The 7139-nt window shown below is 49.9% G+C and carries 8 protein-coding genes; 2 read left to right on the forward strand and 6 right to left on the reverse strand.

Annotation, left to right across the window (positions count from 1 at the left end):
* Positions 1 to 144: 144 nt before the first annotated feature.
* From IQ256_RS27825 to ebsA, 4 genes are all read right to left on the reverse strand, one after another.
* Positions 145 to 636, reverse strand: a complete 492-nt coding sequence (locus IQ256_RS27825) for a YajQ family cyclic di-GMP-binding protein (RefSeq protein WP_193858944.1) — start codon at positions 634 to 636, stop codon at positions 145 to 147.
* Positions 637 to 805: 169 nt separating this feature from the next.
* Entirely contained in the window at positions 806 to 1321 is a 516-nt protein-coding gene (locus tag IQ256_RS27830; protein WP_193858945.1) for a DNA recombination-mediator protein A, read from the reverse strand.
* Between the two features lie 248 nt (positions 1322 to 1569).
* On the reverse strand, positions 1570 to 2673 hold the full coding sequence (locus IQ256_RS27835; protein WP_193858946.1) for a phosphotransacetylase family protein: 1104 nt from the start codon (positions 2671 to 2673) through the stop codon (positions 1570 to 1572).
* A 242-nt stretch (positions 2674 to 2915) separates the two neighbouring features.
* A complete protein-coding gene (ebsA, locus tag IQ256_RS27840) occupies positions 2916 to 3290 on the reverse strand; it encodes a type IV pilus biogenesis protein EbsA (protein ID WP_193858947.1) in 375 nt (124 codons plus the stop codon).
* Positions 3291 to 3484: 194 nt separating this feature from the next.
* Between ebsA and IQ256_RS27845 the strand changes: the two genes are divergently transcribed.
* Positions 3485 to 4864 carry a glycosyltransferase family 2 protein gene (locus tag IQ256_RS27845; RefSeq protein ID WP_193858948.1) on the forward strand — a complete coding sequence of 460 codons (1380 nt, stop codon included), beginning with the start codon at positions 3485 to 3487 and terminating at the stop codon, positions 4862 to 4864.
* A gap of 12 nt (positions 4865 to 4876) precedes the next feature.
* On the opposite strand, the gene IQ256_RS27850 is transcribed toward IQ256_RS27845, so the two are convergent.
* Positions 4877 to 5689: a tryptophan-rich sensory protein gene (locus IQ256_RS27850; RefSeq protein WP_193858949.1), complete on the reverse strand. Its 813-nt coding sequence runs from the start codon at positions 5687 to 5689 to the stop codon at positions 4877 to 4879.
* 217 nt (positions 5690 to 5906) lie between these two features.
* Here IQ256_RS27850 and IQ256_RS27855 point away from each other — a divergent pair, with 217 nt between their 5' ends.
* Positions 5907 to 6440, forward strand: a complete 534-nt coding sequence (locus tag IQ256_RS27855) for a DUF4149 domain-containing protein (protein WP_193858950.1) — start codon at positions 5907 to 5909, stop codon at positions 6438 to 6440.
* Between the two features lie 132 nt (positions 6441 to 6572).
* Here the strand turns inward: IQ256_RS27855 and IQ256_RS27860 are convergent, their stop codons facing one another.
* The gene (locus tag IQ256_RS27860; RefSeq protein ID WP_193858951.1) at positions 6573 to 6899 is read right to left on the reverse strand and encodes a TMEM165/GDT1 family protein; all 327 of its coding nucleotides are present in this window, start codon (positions 6897 to 6899) and stop codon (positions 6573 to 6575) included.
* Positions 6900 to 7139 lie beyond the last annotated feature (240 nt).

A 7139-nucleotide genomic window follows, 5' to 3' on the forward strand; every position in this document is an offset into this window, starting at 1 on the left:
ATTACCTCGGCAACAAAATGCATAAGCCTGAAGTAGATCCCCTCCACCGGAGGGGTGCCCAACGGGCGGGGTGGGTTGGCAGTGAGTAGCGCTAGCGGCTGTATTCTGTTTGTCCGCCAGAGTAATATCTAAGAATCGAAGCACTCATCGATAGTTATTGAACTGCAGAGCCATGGGCCAGTCTTCTGCCTTGATTAGCTGCATGGCTGCTTGCAGGTCGTCTTTGCTTTTGGCCGATATTCGCACCGAGTCTCCCTGGATCGATGCCTGTACTTTCTTGAAGTTATCTTTGATTAGCTTAGAGATTTTCTTAGCATCTTCTTTCTCAATGCCCTGCTTGAGGTTAATTTCCTGCCGCACTCGGCTACCGCTAGCGGCGTCGATTTCTCCAAAGTCAAATATCTTCATCGACAGGTTACGCTTTGCCGCCTTGGTCTGGATTAGCACATGCACAGCTCTAAGGGTCATATCGCTATCAGTTTCTATATCGATAGCGTTTTCTTTGAGATCGATAGTCGTCTTAGTATCCTTCAGGTCGTAGCGGCTTTTGATTTCTCGGCGGGCCTGATCGAGCGCGTTTACTAACTCCTGCCGGTCAAATTCGCTGACGACATCAAACGATGAACTAGAAGCCATAGGGAAAAAGCGAGCGACAACGGTGAACTAAAAAGGTCTCTAATACCTGTAACCATCTATGCCTGCGGTTGAACGCATTTGTAACTAGACGCATCCAAGCCCACGCGTACTTAAGGCTAACGCATTTTGGTCATATGCTCGATCATAGCGAGAGATACGAGCGATCGGCTTAGTCGAAATAAAATAGCGTTACAATCTTGCGCTGATCCTCAGCGTCCTGACAGGTCTTTAGCAGCGTCTTGCTGTCATGAAACGCAAAGCAAATTAGCTGCTGACAGCGACTGATAATTTCCCGGTTGCACATCGCACTAGCATCCGCAAGTGGCAGCATGTCATTGGTGGAATTCTCAACCAGATTGGCAACCATCTCTAACTGGTCACGAGATTCTCTTGGCTGCTTTTTTAAGCTTTGGGGCAAGATCACCGTTAGCAGATTCGGGTCTGCTTTCATTGCCCCCCTAATCGCTGCTGAGTTAGTGCCAGCGGCTCCAGAAGTAATTAATCGATTACCGCCTAAAACGAGGGCATAGCTCATGAGCTCAATCAGGCGCTGATGGGTGATCGGTACATGACGAGACCCCAAAATAGCAATACGCTTCGAGCCAGACTGCTGGATAGTTGCTAGCTCTTGTAAAAAGTCGTCTACTTTGACGGAATCGAGCGGATTTTCGACGGACTGACTCAATGGCTACCTCGGGGACTAAGAGGATATGGAAAATCGACTATGCAGTTATTACCGCAGTGGGCGGATGCATTCGCTGGCGGTGAGTCACTTTGCCTGTTGCTATGTAAAGGTCTGAGCCGCAACCGTATACTTTAGCAAAGTGGTCAACGCTATAGTACCAAACCCTTTAAACTCTGCCAAAATCGTCTGTTTCGGTTGACCAGGCCACGAATTCAAAAAAGGAACTAAAGCTTAGAGCTGCCCAGATATCAGGCCGTCACGGCAGGTGCTAGCCCTAGCGTATCCATCATTCGATTGATATCAAAATGCTGCTCCATTAGATGCTTGATACAGGCGACTTTGATAGGTTCGTGCAGACGCACTTGATCGAAAGCCTGCTCAATTTTGTCTACGGTTGTGAGCGTATCAAAATCGACGGATAAAATCGGCACTTCTACATCGTTTGCCCGCTCTAGAATGTCTTTTCTAGGAGATAGTCTGCCGGTGAGTACTAGGCATTGAGTCGAACTTTCTAATGCGGCCATTTGGATATCAAATCTGTCGCCCCCGGTGACGACCACCATGTTGTGGGCCTGATTGAAATAGCGCAGGGCTGAATTGGCATTCATGGCCCCGATGGAAATTTCTTCTACCATCATTTGGTCAATGCGTTCAGGCTTGTTGAGGATTTCGGCGTTGAGCTGATGGACAAGTGCGCCCACGCTGACGCTACGCATAATTGCAGTCCTCGGTAAGATGCCAAATACCTTGATCTCGTGGCGCTCTAGGTAGGCACGAACAGAGGTATCGGCGACTTCTATGAGGTCTTTGGGCACGTCATTGATCACGACGCCGATGAGTTTGTCGCCTAGCTTTTGCTTGGCTGCCAGTAGCTTGTCGACGACTAGTGCGGAATGATAGCGAGCAACTAGCATCACTGAAGCCTGAGTGGTGTCAGCGATATCCGGCAGTGAGAGCCCAAATAGAGAACCTTCTTCTAGCGTGCCTGGGCCTTCCATGAGAAGAATGTCTTCATCTTGGGGGGCCAATGCAGCAGCGACTTCTGGCCCTTGGAGCGGTTTTTCTTGGGAGAGCTGCTGCTGAATAGTGGGCTCGTCTAGGACAAAGATGGTGGGACGGATGCGGTCTGCTCCGAGTTCTAGGGTTTGTGAGATGAAGCGAACATCTTCATCGAGGTTATTGTCAGAGCCGTCTTCGCTAGGGCAGGTGCCAATCGGCTTGGCGTAGGCAACATCTAATCCTTGCGATCGCATCTGCATAGCTAACCCCAACACTGTGGCAGATTTACCGCTATACGCCTCAACTGATCCGATTAACAACTGTTTCGACGTTCGGACTGATAACTGGGGCACGCCCTTGACTCCTTGCAACTTACAAGCGCTGACCGTACTTAGTGACCACCGACATAGGATGGTCTAGTTCAAATGATACAAGCGCAAACCTGCGATTATTCTGACACGTTCGCTTGATAAGTCGCGAAAGAAAATTGAAAAAAGCCAACCGATCCACATAGAAGATGGATCGGCTGGCTTTTGACTGAATGCCGTCGTTAATTTCGGTCTTTACCTAGCTTGAGCGCTCCTCATCCATAGCTCTATTCGTCGATTCGCAACAGCTTTCGGTAGAAGACCTTGTCAAAATCTGGCGACTTATTTTGATTCATTGCCACGACGATGCTGATCAAGCAGTCTACGAATTCATAGGTTGGCATGGTGATTTCGTAGGTGAGATCGGCGTCGCCATCGAACTGCATGCGGCAGCGAGTGAGATCGGCTGGCAGCATAGAGACGTTCCACGTGGCTAGAAAGGCGATATTATCGGTGCCTTCAATTCTGCGCTCACCTTCTATGTTGCCCTGTTTATATAGGCCGATGGCATAGGGCAAGGCGTTGCGTTTTTTCCCTTGGTAGTAGGGCAGATATACGCTGGCTTCCGGCTTGGTAGCAGGCTTGATGGATTGGAGAGACATAGCTGCAAATGTAGGTGCTGCAAGTATTAATTGCTTTGGCAAAAGGCCGATGAAAGGCGTCTAAATAACAGTAGCTGTTGTACTTCAAGGTTCCCCTTTACGGCTGCTAGCGCTCATCTAGTGCATGTTTATCGCTCATGAAGCGGTATGGTTAAATGAAATAATTTGTTAAGAGATTGAAACAATAAGTACGCATGACGGATTTTGTTGAGCCTGTGGACTCCGAGCTGGACTTAGAGTCTGATTTTGTCTTAGATAGCGACCTATTTAAGGGGTATTCTGGACGGCGGCTAAAAGCTGCGATCGCACTCTCTGCGCTATGGCTGCTGACAGCCTTTCTCCACAAAGTCACCTGGGGGCATACCTTTGTCTGGGTTGTGACCAGCGTCATGGCTGTGCATGCGCTGCGCGTGATCTTGGCTAAGCCTAAAACCCCGCCGACTCCCTTAAAGCCCGTGAATGAAGCAGTTGCAGCCTCGATTGATTCTCATACTTGGCCATACGTTTCTTTGCTAGTTGCTGCCAAAAATGAGGAACAGGTGATCGGCTCACTGATTGAATCTTTGCTGCATATCGACTATCCCGCCGATCGCTACGACCTCTGGATTATTGACGACCACAGCACAGACGCTACAGCCGCTATATTAGACCGTTTGGCCGGGCAGCATCGCCGACTTAACGTGGTTCATCGAGGCCCCGATGCGATCGGTGGTAAGTCTGGCGCGTTGAATCTAGTATGGCCAAAGACAAAGGGCGATCTGCTGGCGGTGTTTGATGCGGATGCACAGGTTTCTAGCGATTTGCTGCGCCATGTGGTGCCGATGTTCGACCCCGAGCAAGGTGGAGAAAAGACGGGTGCTGTGCAGGTGCGTAAGGCGATCGCGAATGCCACTACAAATTTCTGGACGCGCGGCCAAAAAGCTGAGATGGCGCTAGATTGCTATATGCAACAGCGGCGAATCGCGGTAGGCGGTATCGGTGAACTCCGGGGTAACGGTCAGTTCGTTCGACGAGAGGCGATCGCTCAGTGCGGTGGTTGGAATGAAAAAACCATTACAGACGATTTAGATCTGACCGTTCAACTGCACTTGCAGCAGTGGGATATTGGCTTGCTGTTTGACCCTGCCGTCGGTGAAGAGGGCGTTACAAGTCTCCTGGCGCTTTGGCACCAGCGCAATCGCTGGGCGGAGGGTGGCTTTCAGCGCTATCTAGACTACTGGCGTCAGCTAGCTAAAAATCAGCTGGGCTGGCGCAAGTCGCTAGACATGTTGGGATTTTGGATTATTCAATACATGCTGCCCCTAGTCGCGCTACCTGATTTGGCGATCGCACTGATCCGCCGTCAGTCGCCAGTCTATGCGCCGATCACGATAATGGCTGTCTGCATGTCTGGAATCGGCATGTTTACAACCCTGCGCCAGGCCGAACGCACCCCTGTGTGGAGTGCCATTGTGCAGACCATACGCGGGTCACTCTATATGCTGCACTGGCTGATCGTGATCGGTTCAATGGCCATTCGCATTTCCGTAAGAGAGAAGCGATTGAAGTGGGTTAAGACTGCCCACGGTAGCTAGAGGGTTCGCGAGCTAAGCAGTCTGAGTTCGAGTCACCTTGATTTTAACGATGAGTACCGATAGGGCAACGGCTAAGACCACGCCGACTATGGCGATCGCCAGTAAGGCGCTATGGCGAATGGCGATCGCACTCAAGGCCCAAACGATTACCGCTGGATAAGAGGCATCTTTGTATTTCCAGGCGACTACCGCCGCCAACCCTGCACTGATTGCCATCATGATGACAGTTGCCAGCAGTCCGCTAGGAGAGGCGGTGACGGTGCTGGAAAACTCTCCCAAGTTCTCTGCGGGCACGTCCATTACATAGAGTGCGCCAGCAATATTTACAACCGTTGCCACCGTAATCCAGCCAAAGTAAACGCTAATCGGTGCTTGAAACAGCCAGCGTTTTTTCCAGGTAGTCCGCACAGAGCGCGTATTCATGTAGGCATATGCTAAGCACAGCCAGATGCCTATGATCAATAGAACAGAGAGCCAAAACTGAAACGTTAGAAAGACGTATATCCAGGTTATTTGCAGCAGGCACGCGCCGATAATCCCCCAAGAAGCCTTTTGAAACGCAGGTTCATGCCGCTGGGCAGGCAGTGCCTGGTAGATGCTGTAGGCAATTAACCCGATATAAATCAGTCCCCAGATTGCAAAGGCATAGCCTGCAGGTGTAATCAGCACGCCGCCCAATATTGTGTTGGAGACTTCCCCTGTGTTTTTGCCAGCAGGCGGATAGGCATTAGAAATTCCGTTGATTGCGATCGCCACCAAGACCGCTACTATGGTCAGCCACTGCCGCACAATCTGCATCCTGGCCTGACTAGTAGATCTTTGCATAGCTAGCTCCAGTAAATAGCTCTAGTAAAACCTAAATTGTGAAACCGTAAGCGCAAGGCTTCCTTTCGTTAAGTAATCGATCAGCATTTTAAACAGTGTGTCGCTGTGCAAAGTTGTCTTGCTAGGAATAGTCTTTGTGCAAGAAATATTCACGGGGGAAGCTAGGTGGTTTGGTTAAGCTGAAGGTATCTTGATCAACTGCCTGTGGGATTTGACTATGGCCAACCTTTCTAACCTGTCTTCAAAGCTTTCTCAGCGTCAGTTTAGCTGGGATGCGTTCGTTCTATTGATAGTGACTTTCTGGCTGAGCAGCAGTGTTTTGCTGGATTTTGTAATGATGCCGATGATGTATGAGTCTGGCATGATGAGTACGCCTGATTTTCCAACGGCGGGCTACAGCTTGTTTTGGGTATTTAACCGGGTTGAGATGCTGTGTGCGGCAGCGATTTTGACGGGTCTATTAGTACTGCGTCAAAATCGTAGTCAGTACGATGTGATTGACAGTGGTTCTCGCAGTCGCTGGGCGCTGTGGCTGAGTGGGGCTTTGTTGGCGATCGCGTTCACCTACACCTATCTGCTCACCCCTCAAATGAGCGCGCTTGGTCTCAATCTTAGCGGTGGGCTTTCTGACTTTGCTACGCCTCAAATGAATCTGATGCATGCGCTGTACTGGGGCTTAGAAGCGCTGAAGCTAGTCGCTGCTGGTCTGCTAGTAAAGCTTTGCTATCGCGATATGGCTAACAGTCTCTAAGCTAACAGCTCTTAAGCAGTCGAAAGCCTCTATCGAGATTATCTAGGACGCTATCTGTCTCTCATCCGTTTTTGGGACACATTTCTCACAAATACATTCTTTATCTGATGCCCAGTGCGCGCTAGCTTTTGCCTAGTCTGCACTGGGTATTTTGTTGAGCTCCCGATCAGACATTTGGTTAGGCGCTTCAGTCTCTGGCCACAGCAGGCGCACCGCTAGTAGACCAAAGCCAATCGCCGCAATGCCTTTGACGACTTTTTCAGGTAGAAAAAGCGCTGTGCTCTCACCCAAAACTACGCTGATGAAAGAAGCAAATAGCAAAGCGCTAGCCGATCCTAAGAAGACCGCTTTCGGCGAAGCAGAAGATCCGCCCAGTGCCATTGCCGCTAGCTGACTCTTATCGCCTAGCTCAGAGATAAAGACTGCTGTAAAGGTGACCAAAAATAGCTGAAAGTCCATTCCTAATTCTTCTTGATAGTTCGCACTTACCTGACTAGGCAGTGCGAAGTTTTTGTTGAAAGCTGAGCTTTATTTTAAGCGGCAACAGGCAGTTCTTCTTGGCGTTCAGGGTACTTAGGTTTAGCTTTGAGTAATTTAGGGAGAAGTAGAGCGGACTTACGTTTGGATAAAACGGTTGGCTGTAGATGCTGAAGCGCCAGGCGCACAATTTGCTCGCTGGGCAACCCGTGTTTAGGGAGC

Source organism: cf. Phormidesmis sp. LEGE 11477 (assembly GCF_015207105.1).
In the GTDB taxonomy this organism is placed as follows: domain Bacteria; phylum Cyanobacteriota; class Cyanobacteriia; order Phormidesmidales; family Phormidesmidaceae; genus Phormidesmis.

Excerpts from the sequence above, each read along its gene's own strand:
- IQ256_RS27845 (WP_193858948.1), top strand. The coding sequence starts at position 3,485 with ATGACGGATTTTGTTGAGCCTGTGGACTCCGAGCTGGACTTAGAGTCT.
- IQ256_RS27850 (WP_193858949.1), bottom strand. The coding sequence starts at position 5,689 with ATGCAAAGATCTACTAGTCAGGCCAGGATGCAGATTGTGCGGCAGTGG.
- IQ256_RS27855 (WP_193858950.1), top strand. The coding sequence starts at position 5,907 with ATGGCCAACCTTTCTAACCTGTCTTCAAAGCTTTCTCAGCGTCAGTTT.
- IQ256_RS27825 (WP_193858944.1), bottom strand. The coding sequence starts at position 636 with ATGGCTTCTAGTTCATCGTTTGATGTCGTCAGCGAATTTGACCGGCAG.
- ebsA (WP_193858947.1), bottom strand. The coding sequence starts at position 3,290 with ATGTCTCTCCAATCCATCAAGCCTGCTACCAAGCCGGAAGCCAGCGTA.
- IQ256_RS27860 (WP_193858951.1), bottom strand. The coding sequence starts at position 6,899 with ATGGACTTTCAGCTATTTTTGGTCACCTTTACAGCAGTCTTTATCTCT.